The 13,921-nt window shown below is 72.2% G+C and carries 14 protein-coding genes; 6 read left to right on the top strand and 8 right to left on the bottom strand.

What is annotated here, in order from left to right; genetic code table 11:
• Positions 1 to 1,020, top strand: a 1,020-nt coding sequence (locus HF519_RS26445) for a MinD/ParA family ATP-binding protein (RefSeq protein ID WP_169415707.1), incomplete at its 5' end; no start/stop codon positions are given.
• A 39-nt stretch (positions 1,021 to 1,059) separates the two neighbouring features.
• Here the strand turns inward: HF519_RS26445 and HF519_RS26440 are convergent.
• Positions 1,060 to 1,272, bottom strand: coding sequence for a hypothetical protein (locus tag HF519_RS26440; RefSeq protein ID WP_169415706.1), 213 nt, complete (start codon positions 1,270 to 1,272; stop codon positions 1,060 to 1,062).
• A gap of 112 nt (positions 1,273 to 1,384) precedes the next feature.
• Positions 1,385 to 1,606 (bottom strand): BldC family transcriptional regulator, encoded by a 222-nt coding sequence (locus tag HF519_RS26435; RefSeq protein WP_169415705.1) that lies wholly within the window; start codon positions 1,604 to 1,606, stop codon positions 1,385 to 1,387.
• A 252-nt stretch (positions 1,607 to 1,858) separates the two neighbouring features.
• Between HF519_RS26435 and HF519_RS26430 the strand changes: the two genes are divergently transcribed.
• A complete protein-coding gene (locus HF519_RS26430) occupies positions 1,859 to 2,233 on the top strand; it encodes a DUF4229 domain-containing protein (protein WP_169415704.1) in 375 nt (124 codons plus the stop codon).
• On the opposite strand, the gene HF519_RS26425 is transcribed toward HF519_RS26430, so the two are convergent.
• The 6 genes from HF519_RS26425 to HF519_RS26400 all read right to left on the bottom strand — a co-directional run bounded on the left by HF519_RS26425 (position 2,189) and on the right by HF519_RS26400 (position 7,728).
• Positions 2,189 to 3,070: a 1,4-dihydroxy-2-naphthoate polyprenyltransferase gene (locus HF519_RS26425; protein ID WP_169415703.1), complete on the bottom strand. Its 882-nt coding sequence runs from the start codon at positions 3,068 to 3,070 to the stop codon at positions 2,189 to 2,191. The two genes, HF519_RS26430 and HF519_RS26425, sit on opposite strands and share 45 nt — an antisense overlap.
• Before the next feature lie 9 nt (positions 3,071 to 3,079).
• The gene (locus HF519_RS26420) at positions 3,080 to 4,390 is read right to left on the bottom strand and encodes a DUF8814 domain-containing protein (RefSeq protein ID WP_169415702.1); all 1,311 of its coding nucleotides are present in this window, start codon (positions 4,388 to 4,390) and stop codon (positions 3,080 to 3,082) included.
• Positions 4,391 to 4,557: 167 nt separating this feature from the next.
• Positions 4,558 to 5,697: an o-succinylbenzoate--CoA ligase gene (gene menE, locus HF519_RS26415; protein ID WP_211170616.1), complete on the bottom strand. Its 1,140-nt coding sequence runs from the start codon at positions 5,695 to 5,697 to the stop codon at positions 4,558 to 4,560.
• Between the two features lie 49 nt (positions 5,698 to 5,746).
• Positions 5,747 to 6,655 (bottom strand): 1,4-dihydroxy-2-naphthoyl-CoA synthase, encoded by a 909-nt coding sequence (locus tag HF519_RS26410; protein ID WP_169415701.1) that lies wholly within the window; start codon positions 6,653 to 6,655, stop codon positions 5,747 to 5,749.
• Between the two features lie 16 nt (positions 6,656 to 6,671).
• Entirely contained in the window at positions 6,672 to 7,370 is a 699-nt protein-coding gene (locus HF519_RS26405; protein ID WP_169415700.1) for an ANTAR domain-containing response regulator, read from the bottom strand.
• A 121-nt stretch (positions 7,371 to 7,491) separates the two neighbouring features.
• Positions 7,492 to 7,728 carry a DUF4177 domain-containing protein gene (locus HF519_RS26400; RefSeq protein WP_312860365.1) on the bottom strand — a complete coding sequence of 79 codons (237 nt, stop codon included), beginning with the start codon at positions 7,726 to 7,728 and terminating at the stop codon, positions 7,492 to 7,494.
• Between the two features lie 249 nt (positions 7,729 to 7,977).
• Here HF519_RS26400 and HF519_RS26395 point away from each other — a divergent pair, with 249 nt between their 5' ends.
• The 4 genes from HF519_RS26395 to HF519_RS26380 all read left to right on the top strand — a co-directional run bounded on the left by HF519_RS26395 (position 7,978) and on the right by HF519_RS26380 (position 13,614).
• Positions 7,978 to 8,790, top strand: coding sequence for an N-acyl homoserine lactonase family protein (locus HF519_RS26395; RefSeq protein ID WP_169415699.1), 813 nt, complete (start codon positions 7,978 to 7,980; stop codon positions 8,788 to 8,790).
• A 31-nt stretch (positions 8,791 to 8,821) separates the two neighbouring features.
• The gene (locus tag HF519_RS26390) at positions 8,822 to 10,111 is read left to right on the top strand and encodes a hydroxyacid-oxoacid transhydrogenase (protein ID WP_169415698.1); all 1,290 of its coding nucleotides are present in this window, start codon (positions 8,822 to 8,824) and stop codon (positions 10,109 to 10,111) included.
• A 64-nt stretch (positions 10,112 to 10,175) separates the two neighbouring features.
• The gene (locus tag HF519_RS26385; RefSeq protein WP_169415697.1) at positions 10,176 to 10,694 is read left to right on the top strand and encodes an FmdB family zinc ribbon protein; all 519 of its coding nucleotides are present in this window, start codon (positions 10,176 to 10,178) and stop codon (positions 10,692 to 10,694) included.
• A gap of 4 nt (positions 10,695 to 10,698) precedes the next feature.
• Entirely contained in the window at positions 10,699 to 13,614 is a 2,916-nt protein-coding gene (locus tag HF519_RS26380; RefSeq protein WP_312860364.1) for an FAD-binding and (Fe-S)-binding domain-containing protein, read from the top strand.
• Positions 13,615 to 13,921: the final 307 nt, after the last annotated feature.

Below are 13,921 nucleotides of genomic sequence, written 5' to 3'. Positions count from 1 at the left end.
GGGCCTCCTGCGCCGCGACGGCGCCGGGGTTCAGGGTGGACGGACCCCGGCGCCGTCGCGGCGCAGGAGGCCCAGCGGGCCCGCACGGACGATGCCAATCTGGCTGCCGGGGCCGACCTGTCCTCGGCGCGCCTGCTGCGCCCGACGAAGCGCCCGCCGCAGTCCGGCTGGCGACGGCTGGTCTACCTGGCATCCGGCCGGCTGATCAACCCGGGGGAGAGCCCCGCCGACATCCGCAGGCGCGAACTCACCGCGCGGGTCAACCAGCCCCTGCTGGGCTGCTACAAGATCGCGATGCTGAGCCTGAAGGGTGGGGTCGGCAAGACGACGATGACCGCGACCCTGGGCGCGACCTTCGCCTCGTTGCGCGGTGACCGGGTGGTCGCCGTCGACGCCAACCCCGACCGCGGCACGCTGAGCCAGAAGATCCCGCTGGAGACCAGCGCCACGGTCCGGCACCTGCTGCGCGACGCCCAGCGCGTGCGACGCTACACCGACGTGCGTGCCTACACCTCCCAGGGGCCCTCGCGGCTGGAGGTACTGGCGAGCGAGCAGGACCCGGCCGTCTCCGAGGCGTTCAGCGAGGACGACTACCGGCGCACGGTCAACCTGCTCGAGCACTTCTACAACATCGTGCTGACCGACTGCGGGACCGGTCTGATGCACTCGGCGATGTACGGGGTGCTCGGCGTGGCCGATCAGCTCATCATCGTGTCGTCGGGGTCCATCGACGGCGCACGCAGTGCGTCGGCGACGATGGACTGGCTCGATGCCCACGGACACGGGGACCTGGTCAAGAACGCGGTGGCCGTGATCAACTGCGTGCATCGCTCCGCCGGCGGGGTGGATCTGGACCGGGTGGCCGAGCATTTCGCGCTGCGTTGCCGGGCAGTGGTCCGGATCCCGTTCGACGCGCATCTGGAGGAGGGCGCGGAGGTGGACCTGGACCGGCTGGAACGGGCTACCCGGATCGCCCTGCTGGAACTCGCGGCATCGGTCGCGGACGGGTTCCCGTCCTGAGCCGGCGGGGGAGCAGACCCGGGTGGTCCGGACCGCGGGTCAGGCCGAGGGCGGGTCGTCGCGGCGCTTGACCTTCTCGTCGAGCTGACGAAGGAACTCGGGATCGTCGTCCGGGCCGCTCGTTCGCGGCAGTGTGGTGCCTGCCGTCGGGCGTCGCTGCACGCGCGGCGTATCCACGCGCTCGCTGTTCATCGCCCTCCACAGCAGCAGCGCAATGATCGCGGCTCCGGCGAACGCGATGAGGACCAGCATCACTACCACCTCCGCTCACGAGGTTAGCGGAGAGGCCGCAAGAGGCGGGTAAAGAACCCGGCGACCGGAAACGGCCGGCCGCCGGGCCCGTCACCTGATCTCGTAGGGGCGCTCAGCCCCGGGTGGGCAGCGTCGCCTCACTCGTGAGGTCGGCGAGCATGCCGCGGACCTCGGACTCACGGAACCGGCGGTGCCCACCAGGGGTGCGGATCGAGCCGATTCGACCGGCCGAGGCCCACCGGGTCACGGTCTTGGGGTCGACGCGGAACAGGGTCGCCACTTCACCAGGGGTGAGCAGCCGCTCGTTGTTCGCGTTCTGGGTCGGAGTTGACATCCGGGCCTCCCGCATCGTTGATTTCCGGGCCATCGTGACACCTCGGACCCCAGGTACTCGAACGGTTGTCGAAAGGTAAAGGGCTCTTAAAGGACGAAAGGGACAGTTGGCCCTATTGGGATGATCGAGATCACAGAGGGGCAAAATCCGGCGACTGTCAGTGTCCTCCCCTCACCTTTCCATCGCCGGTCCCTGACCGACATCTGTCGACGTGCGCGGTGGTATCCCGGCCCGCGGTCGTACCCTCGAAGCATGAGCACCTCCGCGCCCACGCCTTCCGGTCCCTCCGGTGCCGTGGTCGGCGAGCAGCCCGGGCTGGCCGCGACCCTGGCGCTGTACACCCTGGCCCGGCTCGGCCTGCTCGCGGTCATCGCCGGGTTCCTGGTGCTGGCCGGCGTCCCGCTGCTGCTCGCGCTGCTGCTCGGCCTGATCGTCGCGCTGCCGCTGTCGCTGCTGCTCTTCCGCGGGATGCGCGCCCGGCTCGACGGCGCGATCGCCGCCGCCGGCCGACGCCGGGCGGCGGAGCGGGCCGCGCTGCGCGCGCGGCTGCGCGGCGACGAGCGTCCGGGCGAGTCCGCCCCGTCAGACGACGAGGCCCAGCGTGAGGCCGACGGCGGTCGCGGCTGACCAGGCCAGCAGCAGGAGTCCGGTGTCGCGCAGCACCCGGATCAGCTTGCGGCCGTCGGCCCCACCGAGGACCCGCCGGATCTGGACGACGGCGAGCGGCAGCGCCAGTAGCCCCAACAGCATCGGCAGGCTGCGCAGCCCGGACAGCGCGGTGAGCACGAACGGCAGTACCACCAGCGCGGCGTAGAACCGGCGGGTGTCGGCGTCGCCGAGCAGCACGGCCAGCGTCCGCTTGCCGGCCACCTCGTCGGTCGGGATGTCACGCAGGTTGTTGGCCACCAGGACCGCGCACGTCAGCACGCCCACCCCGACGGCGCCGACGATGGCGAGCGGCCCCGGCGCGCCGCTCTGGGTGATCACGGTGCCGAGGACGCCGACCAGGCCGAAGAACACGAACACCGCGACCTCGCCCAGGCCCGCGTACCCGTAGGGCCGCTTGCCGCCGGTGTAGAACCACGCACCGGCGATGCAGACCGCCCCGACTGCGATCAGCCACCACTGCCGGCTCAGGGAGACCAACGTCAGCCCGGCAAGCCCGGCTATCGCGAAGCCGACGAACGCGGCGGTGCGCACGGTCGCCGGCGCGGCCGCCTTGGAGCCGACCAGCCGCAGCGGGCCGACCCGGTCGTCGTCGGTGCCGCGGATGCCGTCGGAGTAGTCGTTGGCGAAGTTCACCGCGATCACCAGGCCCACGGCGACGATCAGCGCGAGCACCGCGCGCCCGGGCGCGACGGTGCCGGCACCGAGAGCCGCGCCGGTGCCGACGAGCACCGGCGCGACCGCCGTCGGAAGGGTGCGCGGACGGGCACCTTCGATCCACTGCGCCAGGTTGGCCACAGGTGAAACCTATCCCGCGCCGGTGCAGGCCTCGATCGGACCGGCGTTCGGGACCGCCCCGGCCGTCACGAACTGGCCGTCACCGATCTGCAGCCAGCTCCCCGGCCCGCTGCCCAGCGCGCACCGGACGGGGACGTCGGCCCGGTCCGCGGCGATGCCGACCACCTCGGCGCCTGCCCTCGGCGCGGCGAGTACGTCGACCGCACCGCTCTCGATGCTCACCTTGGAAAGCCGGACCGAACCGGTCCACAGGTAGTCCACAGTGACCATGGAGTTGTCCGTGAGGCCGAGCGCGTCCCAGAACACGCCGTCGCCGAGGTCGATCCCGGCCGGGTTCGCCACCCGGCGGCCGAACTGGTCCTTGCCCCCGTTGAAGTTGTCCCGGTACGCCGCCTGGGCCTGCGGGACACCCTGCGGCAGGTTGCCCCACTCCTGGCGCACCGAGCCCGGGTTCCAGTAGTCGTCGCGGGTGTTCCACGGGCCGATGTCCCAGACCGGGGCGAAGGCGCAGCGGCCGTTGGGGGCGCAGACCTTGACCGAGTAGTCGCTGGTGTTGCGCGGCGAGAGCGCCCGGCGGGAGGGCAGTGCGACGAAGTGGTCCCGCTCGACGATCTGGTGCCCGTTGGCGGTCGTGCCGCCGACGAGACCCTCGCGGGTGGCGAACACGCGGTAGCTGAGCACCGCGCCTTCCGCGCCACCCTTGCGGGCCTCGGTCATCGACGAGGCCGACGCGGGGTGCGCGGTGAGTCGCACGTCGCGCACCCGCGGCTCGGCGCCGGGGCTCCCGGTCAGTACGAGGCGGCTCTGCACCTCGGTCGCGGGCTCCGGCAGTTCGACGGTGCCTGCCGAGACGGCGCCTCCGGTGGCGGCGCCCTCGGTGGCGGTGCCGGTGACCGGCGTGGCCGGGATCCACTCGGTCCAGTTGCCGGTGGCCCGGCGACCGCGCACGTCGACCGTGGCGGTGCTGCCCGGCGGGAGGTCGGCGACGAGCGCGGACTCGACCCGGTCGGTCGGGCGGTCCAAGGTCTGGGGATCGAGGGTGAGCAGCCCGGTCGGCACCATCGCCGCGGGCGCAGCGTCCGGTCCGCCCTCGGCCATCGCGCCCGCGCCGGTGGTGGCGTCCTGCGGGGCGAGGTGGGCCTGCTGCGGATCGAGCTCGGCGGCCCCGGCGCGCATCGTGACGCCGGCGGCCTCGCCCCGGGACAGATCGGGTGACCACGTGGAGGCGCTCGCTTCCGAGGCCGACGCCGGCGCGACCGTGCCGGCGGTGAGCACGCCGGCGATGGCGAGCAGCAGCGCGGTGCGAAGCCTGGTCCGCATCCTGTCGACTCCCTGGACTCGATCGGTGTTACTGGGGTGACGGCAGTGATGCATGTTCCGTCAGTGAGGGCAGCAGATCGGACAAATGAGTAGTGGTCAATCAACGCAGAGTGAGCACCACCATGGGGTGTAACTCGTCGTAACCGGTTTGGGTCGCCGTCTCCGGCTCAGTCCGTCGCGGTGAGGAGTCGGCGCACCGCGATGCGGTCCGGCTTGCCCACGCCGCGCAGCGGCAGTTCGTCCACCGCGAGCAGCCGGCGGGGTACGGCGGCGCGGCCGAGTTCGGAACGCACGGCCGCCCCGAGCCGGTCGGAGTCGGGCGTGGCGGCCGGGTCGGCGAGTACCAGCACCGCGGCCACGATCTCGCCCCATTCGGGGTCGGGCAGCCCGACCGCGCACGCCGCGCGCACTCCGGGCTGGGCGGCGAGTACACGTTCCACAGCGGCCGGGGCGATCTTCTCCCCGCCGGTGACGATCACGTCGTCCGCCCGGCCGAGCACCTCCAGCCGGGGCCCGGCCCACCGGCCGAGATCGCCGGTCCGGAACCACCCGTCGGCGAACACCGCGGCGGTCTCGGCGGGCCGGCCGAGATAGCCGGCCGCGAGGGTGGGGCCGCCCAGCAGGATCCGTCCCCCGTCCAGCCGGACCGCCACGCCGTCGAGCGGCAGCCCGTCGTAGACGCAGCCGCCGGCGGTCTCGCTCATCCCGTACGTGGCCACGATCCGGACCCCGGCCGCCTCGGCCCGGGCACGCAGGCCGGCATCGAGCGCGGCCCCGCCAACGAGCACCGCGTCGTATCCGCACAGGGCGTGCAGCGGGGCGCCCCCGGCGTCGAGCAGCCGGAGCAGCTGGGTGGGCACCAGGCTCGTGTACCGCCGGGCGCCCCAGGGCATCCGGGCGGTGGCCCGGGCGAAGTCGGCCGAGCGGAAACCGTCCCGGACGTCCTGGACCACCGGCGCTGCGCCCGCCAGGAGGGCACGCACGATCACCTGCACCCCGGCCACGTGGTCGGCGGGCAGCGCGAGCAACCAGCGGGCGGGCCCTCCGAGCCGGGCCTCGGTGGCCCGGGCGGACGCGGTGAGCGCAGTACCGGTCAGCATCACGTGCTTGGGCTCGCCGGTGGAGCCCGATGTGGTGATCACGACCGCCGTGCCCGGGGCAGGAGCCGCTTCGGGGACGGGGCGGTCGCGGCCCGCGGGCCCGACCGGCAGCACCGCGGGCCCGGTGCCGTCCAGGGTGGAGCCGAGCGCGCCCACCAGCTCGGCGACGGTGTCCGGGGAACCGTCGACGGGCACCGGTCGCAGCATCACCGGCACCCCGCTCCCCGCGCCGCCTCCCGCCCGGCGCCGCACGGCGTCAGTAGTGCCACGGATAGGGCGCCCAGTCGGGGTCGCGCTTCTGCAGGAACGCGTCGCGACCCTCGACGGCCTCGTCGGTCATGTAGGCCAGCCGGGTCGCCTCGCCGGCGAACAGTTGCTGGCCGACCAGGCCGTCGTCGGCGAGGTTGAACGCGTACTTGAGCATCCGCTGCGCGGTCGGCGACTTGCCGTTGATCTCGGTCGCCCACTCGAGCGCGACCTTCTCCAGGTCGGCGTGCGGGACCACCTCGTTCACCGCGCCCATGTGGTGCATCTGCTCGGCCGTGTAGGACCGCCCGAGGAAGAAGATCTCCCGGGCGAACTTCTGACCGACCTGGCGGGCGAGGTACGCCGAGCCGTAGCCGCCGTCGAACGAGCCCACGTCGGCGTCGGTCTGCTTGAACCGGGCGTGCTCGGCACTGGCCAGGGTCAGGTCGGCGACCGCGTGCAGCGAGTGCCCGCCGCCGGCCGCCCAGCCGGGGACGACCGCGATGACGACCTTGGGCATGAACCGGATCAGCCGCTGGCACTCCAGGATGTGCAGCCGCCCCGCCCGCGCCGGATCGACCGACTCCGCCGTCTCGCCGCTCGCGTACTGGTAACCGGTGCGGCCGCGGATGCGCTGGTCGCCGCCGGAGCAGAACGCCCAGCCGCCGTCGCGCGGCGAGGGGCCGTTACCGGTGAGCAGCACGCAGCCGACGTCGGGGGTCTGCCGCGCGTGGTCCAGCGCCCGGTACAGCTCGTCGACCGTGTGTGGGCGGAACGCGTTGCGCACCTCGGGGCGGTCGAACGCGATCCGCACCGCGCCGGTGGACACCGCCCGGTGGTAGGTGATGTCGGTGAAGTCGAAGCCGGGGACGACCTGCCAGGCTTCGGGATCGAACAACTCGGAGACGGCGTCGGTCACCTGACGGACATTAGTGTCAGGGCGACTTCTGCCCTTCGGCCACGTCGCGCAGACCCGGCTGGGCGAGCTCGGCCGCGAGGACCCGTGCGGTGCCCGCGGGTAGCGGTTCGTCACGGGACATCGCGTCGACGATCTCCGCCGCGACGTCGCGCAGCTTGCGGTTCGAGGCCTGCGAGAGACCGCGGAGCAGGTCGAACGCCTTCTGCTCCGAGCACCGGTGCATCAGCATGAGCATGCCCTTGGCCTGCTCGATCACGGGCCGGGTGCGCAGGGCGTGCGCCAACTGGTCGGCTCGCTCACGCAGCTCGGCGAGTTCGGCGTCGCGGTGGTCGACCTCGGCGGTGAGCTCCACCAGATGACCGCTTACCGCCACCACCGTGCCGGTGTCGTCGCGCTCGGGCTCGCCGACGACCAGTACCGTCCGGGTCAGGCCCGCCGCGGTGACGATCCGGAACCCGGAGGCGAACGGCCGGCCGGCGGCGATCGCCGTGACCACCCGACCGAGGTCGGGGTCGCGGTCCTGCGGGTGCCGCAATGCCAGCAGGGTCGCCGTCGTGGCGGGCGCGTCGAGCGGGAGGTCGTGAAGTGCGAGCGTCTCGTTCGACCACGTCCACCGGCCGGTGCGCAGGTCGAGGCGGAACCGGCCGACCCGGTCGGCCACGTCGGATCCACTCAGCGCCTCGATCGAGCGTGACAGATCGAGGTCGTCGGGCATGTGCACCTGTCCAGCGAGGTCGGTCTACAAGGGACCGCGGGCCTCGCTGCTGGACCTGCGCCTGAAGACGTTATCAAGACGCGATGACCGGGGGACGCGGTGCTCCCGGCCGCCGTGACGGTCAGCCGACCGGCCGTTCCAGGGTGACCAGCAGGCCCTCGACGCCGCCAGGACCGATCCGGCCCTTGACCTCGGTGGATGTGATCGCCCTGAGCTGCCAGCCTTCGTCCGCCGCGTCGTTGAGGACCCTCTCCAGCTTGTCGGCCGACAACTTGCCGCCGATCATGCTCTCGCGGATCTGCAGTACCCGGTACTCGTAGCGCCGCATGTGGACCAGGTTGCCAGGTCCCGCGGCCACCGGGTGGTCCGCGCGTTGACCGGCCTCCGGTGGCACGCCACTCCCGCCCGGTGCACGGGCGCCGCCGGTGAGGCAGGTCAAGCAGACCAGGCCATGGAGCGGGCCGCCAAGGCGGACGACGAGTTCCGGATGACGGAGTGCGTCGCTGCGTGCGCACGGATTGACGTGTGACATGCCACATGCCACGGTCACCTCTGCGGGCGCGCGCCCGAGCGCGTGGCGACATCCCTCAGCGTCGAAGGGACCACGATGGCAACTGCGAACAAGGTGAGCATCATCCCTTGTGGGGCCATGCACGCCGACCTGACCTGGCTGCTGCTCAAGCCCGGCCGGACCATCCGCTCCATCCACGACAAGGACCAGCCGACACCGTGGTCGGAGGTGCCCACGCACTGCGTCCTCGTGGAGACCGACGACGGCAAGGTCCTCTGGGACACCAGTTGCCCGCGGGACTGGCAGGAGCGCTGGGCGCCGACCGGCTTCCAGGACTTCTTCCCCTACGACGCGGTCAATGACGACGAGTACCTGGACTCCCGGCTCAAGACGATGGGTGTGGGCCTCGACGAGATCGACTACGTGATCCTGTCGCACCTGCACTTCGACCACGCCGGCAACGTCCGGATGTTCGAGAACACCGACGCCAAGCTGGTCGTGAGCGACAAGGAGCTGGAGTTCGCCCACAGCTTCGACGACCTGTTCAACGGGGCCCACCTCAAGACCGACTACGAGGGCCTGAACTTCGAGACGGTCTCCGGCGACACCGACTTCCTGCCCGGCGTCCGGCTGATCCAGACCCCGGGCCACACCCCGGGCTGCATGTCGATGCAGGTCGACCTGCCGGACACCGGCACGATGATCTTCACCTCGGACGCGGTGTACATGGGTGACAGCTACGGGCCGCCCGCCACGCCGGCCGCGATCGTCAACAACATGGAGCAGTTCTACTCCTCGGTCGAGAAGCTCCGTGGCATCCAGGAGAAGACCGACGCGCAGATGGTCTTCGGCCACGACCCGGACCAGATCCACCAGCTGCGTGTGGTGCCGGACGGTTCCTACACGTGACGGCAGGGCGCCCGCCCGGCAGGAGGAAGGCATGACCGACGTCGACCTGACCGAAGAGACGATCTTCACCTGGGGTGCGCCGCCGCTGAAGTTCGGCGCCGGTGCCTCGGACGAGGTCGGCTTCGAGATGTCCGGTTACGGCGTGAAGCGGGTCCTGATCGTCACCGACCCCGGGGTCAGTGCGATCGGGGCGCCGCAGCGCATCGCGGACAATCTGAAGCGCTACGACATCGAGTCCGAGATCTTCGACGGCGTGCACGTCGAGCCGACCGACGACTCGATGAACAAGGCGACGGAGTACGCCCGGGTACAGGGCCCGTGGGACGGCTTCGTCGCCGTCGGTGGCGGGTCGGCGATCGACACCGCCAAGGCGATCAACCTGCTGACCAGCCACCCCGGCGAGTTGATGGACTACATCAACAAGCCGATCGGCAACGCCAAGGTGCCGCCGGGCCAGCTCAAACCGCTCATCGCGATCCCGACGACGGCCGGCACCGGCTCGGAGTCCACCGCGATGTGCGTGCTGGACATCCTGTCGATGAAGGTCAAGACCGGGATCAGCCACTGGCGGCTGCGCCCGACCCTGGCCGTGGTCGACCCGCTGCTCACGATGTCGCTGCCCCCGGAGGTCACCGCGGCGTCCGGGATGGACATCGTGTGCCACGCGCTGGAGTCCTACACGGCGCGCTACTACACGACGTTCGACCGCAAGAAGCCCGAGGAACGGGTGACCTACTGCGGCTCGAACCCGGTGTCGGACCTGTGGTGCGAGAGGGCCATGACCCTGCTCGCCCAGTCGTTCCGCACGGCCGTCCACTCCGGTGCCGACAACCTCGAGGCCCGGTCGAACATGATGATGGCCGCGACGTTCGCGGGCATGGGCTTCGGCAACTCGGGGGTGCACATCCCGCACGCCAACGCCTACCCGATCGCGGGCATGGTCAAGGACTACCGACCGGCGGGCTACCCGCAGGACGAGCCGATGGTCCCGCACGGGCAGTCGGTGTCGCTGACGGCGCCGGAGGCGTTCCGGTTCTCCTTCGAGAGCGCACCGGAGCGGCACCTGCGGGCCGCGGAGCTGATGGACCCACGGGCGGACAAGCACAACGACGCGCGCGAGCAGCTCCCGTCCGTCCTGGTCCGGCTGATGCGCGACATCGGGATCCCGAACGGGATCGGCGGCGTCGGGTACACCGAGGCCGACGTGCCCGACCTGGTGCCCGGCACGATGAAGCAGCAGCGGCTGCTGGCGACCTGTCCGAAGACGCCGACCGAGGACGACATCGCCGACATCCTGACGAAGTCCGTCCAGAACTGGTGATCCCTGGTGCGCGGCGACGGCGGCTCCGGCGGCCGTCGCCGCGCACGAGCCCGAAGGGCCCGCGATGCCGATCTACGTCTACCGCTGCGACTGCGGGTTGCGCTTCGAGCGGCTGACCTCGTTCGACGCCGATGCTCCGGCCTGCCCCGAGTGCGGCGGGGCCACGCGCAAGATCCCCGCCGGGTTCAGCCTGGGTGGCCAGGCCGATGCCGGCCTCGCGAAGGAGCAGATGCCGCAGACCTGGCGCGGGGTCTACAACGGCAACCGGGAGTACGTCACCCGGATGCAGAAGCAGTGGGAGCGGCGCCAGAAACTCGAGGCCAAGCACCCCGAGCTCGCGGGTGACCAGCGGCCGATCATCGCCCACGAGGGCCGCTACCACGATGCGCCGCTGCGCGCCGGGGACCCGGTGCTCGGCGGCGGCGCGGGTTCCGGGTCCGGCGGCCACGGCCACGGCCACGGCCACGGTCACGGGCACGGCCACTCGCACGGCGAGCCGGCCAAGCCCAAGCCCGAAGCCGAGCCCGCCGCGAAGCCCACATCCGGTTCGACGGGATCGGCGTCCAGCGGCACGTCACACTGATCTCGTGTCCGACGCACGCCTGCCCGCCCCCGCCCGAGACCTGAGTGCCGACCTCACCGCCGCCGTCCGCGGCGAGGTCCGGTTCGACGCCGCGCACCGCGCGATGTACTCGGCCGACGCCTCGAACTACCGCCGGGTGCCGATCGGGGTGGTCGCCCCACGCGACGCCGCCGACGTCGAGGCCGCGATCGCGGTGTGCCGGGAGCACGGGGTCCCGGTGCTGCCGCGCGGCGCCGGTACGTCCATCGCGGGCCAGGCGGTCAATGTCGCCGTTGTGCTCGACTTCACGAAGCACATGGGCGGCATCGTGGAGATCGACCCGCAGGCCCGCACCGCCCGCGTGCAACCCGGACTGGTGCTCGACACGTTGCGCGACGCGGCCCGGCCGCACGGGCTGACGTTCGGCCCCGACCCGTCCACGCACAACCGCTGCACGCTCGGCGGGATGATCGGCAACAACGCGTGCGGCTCGCACTCGGTGGCGTGGGGAAAGACCGTCGACAACGTCCACGCGCTCGACGTGCTCACCTACCGCGGCGAGCGGCTGAGCCTCGGCTCCGGGGAGCCGGGTCCCGGAGCCGGTGGGATCCCCGGCGCGCTGCGGGACCTGCGCGACAAGCTCGCGGACGACGTGCGCGCCTCGTTCCCCGACCTGACCCGGCGGGTGTCGGGCTACAACCTCGACCAGCTGCTTCCGGAGAACGGGTTCGACCTGGCCAAGGCGCTGGTGGGCACCGAGGGCACCTGCGCGACGGTGCTCGAGGCGACGGTGCGGCTGGTGGAGTCGCCGGCCGCCCGCGCACTCGCGGTACTGGGTTTCGAGGACGCCTATCTGGCCGCGGACAACGTCATGGTCGTCCGTGAGCACAACCCGCTGACGATCGAGGGCATGGACGCCGGGCTGATCGCGGCCCTGCGCGCACACAACCCGCTGGAAACGGCGAGCCGCGCGCTCCCACCCGGCGGCGGTTGGCTCTACGTCGAGACCGGCGGGGCGACCCCCGGGGAGGCCGAGGCCGCCGCGCACGCCGTCGCCCGTGCGATGAAGCCCTACGGCGCCACGAGCGTCGTGGTCAGCGACCCGGCGCGGATGAAGGCGCTGTGGCGGATCCGCGAGGACGGTGCCGGCATCCTGACCCGCAGCCCCGACGGCGGGGAGGCCTGGCCGGGCTGGGAGGACGCGGCCGTCCCGCCGCACCGGTTCGGCGCCTACCTGCGCGAGTTCGACGCGCTGCTGGCCCGGCACGGGCGCCGCGGTGCCTACTACGGGCACTTCGGCGACGGCTGCCTGCACGTGCGGATCGACTTCGACCTGCTCACCGAGCCCGGTATCGCGAACTTCCGGGCGTTCATGACCGACGCCGCGGACCTCGTCGTCGCGCACGGCGGCTCGCTGTCCGGCGAGCACGGCGACGGCCAGGCCCGCGCCGAGCTGCTGCCCCGGATGTACCCGCCGGAGATCATCGCCGCGTTCGAGCAGTTCAAGAGCGTCTGGGACCCCGACGACCGGATGAACCCCGACCGGGTCGTCCGGCCGGCCAGGATGGACGACGATCTGCGGATCTTCGTCGGGATGCCCACGCTGCGCGACGAGCCGGAGCTGGCGTTCGCGCACGACCGCGGCAGTTTCACCCGCGCCACCCGGCGCTGCCTGGGCGTCGGCAAGTGCGTGACCGCGTCCGGCGGCGTGATGTGCCCGAGCTACCGGGCGACCGGGGAGGAGATGCACTCCACCCGCGGCCGGGCCCGGCTGCTGTTCGAGATGGCCAACGGGCAGGTGATCACGGGTGGCTGGGAGTCGCCGGATGTCGCCGAGGCCCTCGACCTGTGCCTGTCGTGCAAGGGCTGCAAGCGCGACTGTCCCGTCGGCGTCGACATGGCCGCCTACAAGACCGAGTACCTGGCCCAGCGGTACAAGGGCAGGCGCCGCCCGGCGTCGCACTACTCGATGGGTGCGCTGCCGCGCTGGATGCGGATGGTCGGCAGGCTCCCGGCGCTCGCCGTCGACGCGCTCAACGCCGCCGCGCGCGGCCCGCTGGCGGCCGTGGCCAAGAAGGTCGGCGGCATCGCCCCGGAACGCGCCATCCCGCCGATCGCCCGGCGCCCGTTCACGGCGTCCCGCCGCAGCAAGGTGGCCTTGCTGCGCTCCGGTCGCGGCAGGGCCACCCCGCTGCGGGCTGCGGCGGGCCCGCGGGGGCGGGTGCTGCTGTGGCCCGACACGTTCACCAACCACTTCGATCCGGTGATCGCCGACGATGCCGTCGCGGTCCTGGAGTCTCTGGGCTACACCGTCGAGCTGCCGCCGCGCGACGTGTGCTGCGGGCTGACCTGGACCTCCACCGGACAGGTCGACGCGGCCCGCAAGGTGCTGCTGCGCAGCCTGCGGACGATCGAGCCGTGGCTCGCCGCGGGTGTCCCGGTGGTCGGGCTGGAACCGTCGTGCACCGCGGCGCTGCGGGCCGACGGACCGGAGCTGCTGCCGGGCGAACCGCTGGCCGCCGCGTTGTCGACGGGGGTCCGCACGTTCGCCGAGGTGCTCGCCGAGCACGCCGGCGAGCTGCCCGACGCGGTGGTCGTGGCCGGGCAGAAGGCGCTCGTCCAGGTGCACTGCCACCAGCACGCGGACCTCGGCGCCGAGGACGACAAGGCCGTGCTCGCCGCCCTCGGGGTGGACGCCGACGTGCTCGACTCGGGTTGCTGCGGGCTGGCCGGCAACTTCGGCTTCGAGAAGGGCCACTACGAGGTGTCGATGGCCTGCGCCGAGCGGGTGCTGCTGCCGGCCGTCCGCGCCGCGGACGCCGACGTAGCGGTGCTCGCCGACGGGTTCAGCTGCCGCACACAGCTTCGCCAGGCCGGTCAGCGCGAGCCGGTGCACCTGGCCCAGCTGGCCGCCCGCGCCCTGGGCCTGCGGTCCTCGTGAGTGGATGACACCGTTCGAGCGGTGCCATCCACTCACGGGCCGTCGGTGGGGAACCGATCGGGTGGCGCGGTTCGTTGAAGCGGCAACATGCGCTCGTCACCGGGGCGGGCCGCTGCGAGGGGAGCCGGAGCGGTGGACCAGGCCCGCGATGAGACCACGAGCCACGGCCCCGCCCTCGCCCGGCGGATTCAAGGGGTCGTTGCAACACCGCTGGTAGGTCAGGCGGACAGTAGTTGACGCAGACGCTCGGCTGGAGTTTTCCAGCCGAGCGTTTTGCGTGGACGCCCGTTGAGCTGTTGGGCGACGT

This window comes from Pseudonocardia bannensis (assembly GCF_012911875.1).
GTDB classification, from domain to species: domain Bacteria; phylum Actinomycetota; class Actinomycetes; order Mycobacteriales; family Pseudonocardiaceae; genus Pseudonocardia; species Pseudonocardia bannensis.
Note: the sequence above shows the minus strand (reverse complement) of the source record. Positions and strands in the feature narration are given on the sequence as shown.

Coding starts and splice junctions, on each gene's coding strand:
- HF519_RS26420 (WP_169415702.1), bottom strand. CDS start 4,390: ATGCGGACCAGGCTTCGCACCGCGCTGCTGCTCGCCATCGCCGGCGTG.
- HF519_RS26440 (WP_169415706.1), bottom strand. CDS start 1,272: ATGCTGGTCCTCATCGCGTTCGCCGGAGCCGCGATCATTGCGCTGCTG.
- HF519_RS26430 (WP_169415704.1), top strand. CDS start 1,859: ATGAGCACCTCCGCGCCCACGCCTTCCGGTCCCTCCGGTGCCGTGGTC.
- HF519_RS26435 (WP_169415705.1), bottom strand. CDS start 1,606: ATGTCAACTCCGACCCAGAACGCGAACAACGAGCGGCTGCTCACCCCT.
- HF519_RS26385 (WP_169415697.1), top strand. CDS start 10,176: ATGCCGATCTACGTCTACCGCTGCGACTGCGGGTTGCGCTTCGAGCGG.
- menE (WP_211170616.1), bottom strand. CDS start 5,697: ATGCTGCGACCGGTGCCCGTCGACGGTTCCCCGGACACCGTCGCCGAG.
- HF519_RS26395 (WP_169415699.1), top strand. CDS start 7,978: ATGGCAACTGCGAACAAGGTGAGCATCATCCCTTGTGGGGCCATGCAC.
- HF519_RS26405 (WP_169415700.1), bottom strand. CDS start 7,370: ATGCCCGACGACCTCGATCTGTCACGCTCGATCGAGGCGCTGAGTGGA.
- HF519_RS26390 (WP_169415698.1), top strand. CDS start 8,822: ATGACCGACGTCGACCTGACCGAAGAGACGATCTTCACCTGGGGTGCG.